Here is a 1,943-nt window from a genome sequence, read left to right as displayed (position 1 = left end):
CGGCCCAAACCGGCCGTTAGTCGTAGGTTAAGTTGCCGCGGTGCAACTTCCCCACAGCGGACATTTGGATTTAGTTCAGAATTCAGCATGCCTTGATGTCCGGTGTGGGGGGCGAACCGAACACTCGCAGCACTAGCGAAGAAAGTTTTCTGTATACAGCCAACGACGACACCGTCCTCTTTCGTGGGAAAATAGCGGAGAAGCTTCGTCGCGAAATGCCGGACGCCACCGCGATGCCATCGACAGTCACGGCGTCACCCTCCTTTTTCATCGAACAACGCGAGTGCGTGGGGGGGATGGATGCCGTTACTGCCTCGGCCTTGATCTCCGTCAGGGAACGGCCCGAACCGTTGATTGCATCCACGATTGTAACCTGGACAAACAGCCGAGACACTTATCTAGTTTGGAACATCTCCACGAAGAGCACATTCCAGCGCGGTTGCAAGGCGTCAAAAGAGTGCTGATGGTGTTCTGACCGCTGAGCAACATTAGTATAAGTGTTAAAACCCATGAGACTCGCAGAAATGAAAACCTATTTGGCCGCTCATAGCGTTGAAGATGGAACCGCCTACAGCCATGGCGGACTTGGCGGGGGCGACATCCATGGCATCGAGGAAATCGATGGCGTCTGGCACACCTATTACAGCGAACGCGGCAGCAAACGCGGATATCGCGCATGGCCCAGTGAAGAAGAGGCCGTGGCCTTTGTTGTGAAAGATGCCGAAAGGTTCGCGCGCGCCTATAAATTTTGGAAAGAGTGAATATGACCACTCCCCCTGACAAGACTCCTGCCTATCGCGCGCGCCATGGACTGGAAGAAAACAGAGATTATTATTTAAAAAACTTTGCCGTCCGCGCGCGTGGTACCTTTGAGCAAGCTGCCGAATGGGTGATAGCGCAGGCCAGATTGGCACGATCTCAAATGGGCCGTAGCGAATGACATATATCAGCGAAATCAAAGGCCGCAGTGGTAAAGATCATATCGATAGCGTGCTGAAACGTTCGGGGCCTCTCATCGGTGCATCCGTCGTGCCCGCGGCCACGCTGGAGACTTGGACTGGGGTCCTGCCCGACATCTTGATCGATTTTTGGCGCAATCACGGTCTCGGGGCGCTTCAGGGCGGGTTGATGCGCCTGTGCGTGCCGGATGAGTTTGATGGCCTTTTATGCGAGGTTTTTCAGGCAGACAAAGATTTTTCGCACAAAGATTGCCATGTCATTGGCTACGGCCCCTTTGGAAATCTGATTGTCTGGAGCACACGCCACTGGATCGTCAGAATAGATCTACTGCATGGGCGCGTCTCCGCATCTGGGCTGACTGACCCCAGCAAAAAGCATAATGAGAATGCATCGATTGTCGCCCATCTGTTGGGCCATCAGCCCGACAGTCTGAATGTGGTGGACGACGACGATAAAAAGATGTTCAAACCTGCCGTCAGCGCGCTTGGACCACTGAAGACGGGGCAGGCATTCGGTTTTTTCCCTGCCTTGGCAATGGGCGGTGCGCCGCAGATCGCCAATCTCAAGACCGTGCCGGCTATGGAACATTTTCTTTTGCTCGCACAGCTTAAACAGTTCCAACTGGTTGACTATCTTGGCAACTCGCCTAGCAACTTGAGACCCATCGGGTAACAACGGCAAGCCTTTGATGCGCATCCGAGGACTAGGAACGATCGCGACCATTTCAAAGGATGCAACGAAACGAGTATCTTTTAAGGCATATTGGCATATCTTGGATTGATTGAGTGAGGCGAAGGGCGGTCATTCATGAAGATTGTGGTGGCCGCCAAACCGTGCTCATTCCAGCCATTCGCCGCGTTTGCATAGAAGCACAAACCGTTTCTTACCCTGGACATCTGTTTTCTTCGGGCAGCTTCTGCGATTTCGCGCCTGCGGATTAGGTCCGCTTTCCGACCCTCGTACGGCCTGAAGCAAACGGCCCA

At 53.7% G+C, this 1,943-nt stretch carries 3 protein-coding genes; all 3 read left to right on the top strand.

What is annotated here, in order from left to right; all coding sequences use genetic code 11:
* Nucleotides 1-509 precede the first annotated feature (509 nt).
* The 3 genes from ACJ5NV_RS20350 to ACJ5NV_RS20340 are packed head-to-tail and all read left to right on the top strand — an operon-like array spanning nt 510 to nt 1,632.
* Nucleotides 510-761, top strand: coding sequence for a hypothetical protein (locus tag ACJ5NV_RS20350; RefSeq protein WP_411646702.1), 252 nt, complete (start codon nt 510-512; stop codon nt 759-761).
* 2 nt (nt 762-763) lie between these two features.
* The gene (locus ACJ5NV_RS20345; protein WP_411646700.1) at nt 764-940 is read left to right on the top strand and encodes a hypothetical protein; all 177 of its coding nucleotides are present in this window, start codon (nt 764-766) and stop codon (nt 938-940) included.
* Entirely contained in the window at nt 937-1,632 is a 696-nt protein-coding gene (locus ACJ5NV_RS20340) for a GAD-like domain-containing protein (protein ID WP_411646699.1), read from the top strand. Before ACJ5NV_RS20345 ends, ACJ5NV_RS20340 begins: the two co-directional genes overlap by 4 nt.
* The last annotated feature ends 311 nt before the right edge of the window (nt 1,633-1,943 follow it).

Source organism: Loktanella agnita, from assembly GCF_046640325.1.
Lineage (GTDB): Bacteria > Pseudomonadota > Alphaproteobacteria > Rhodobacterales > Rhodobacteraceae > Yoonia > Yoonia agnita.
Note: the sequence above shows the minus strand (reverse complement) of the source record. Positions and strands in the feature narration are given on the sequence as shown.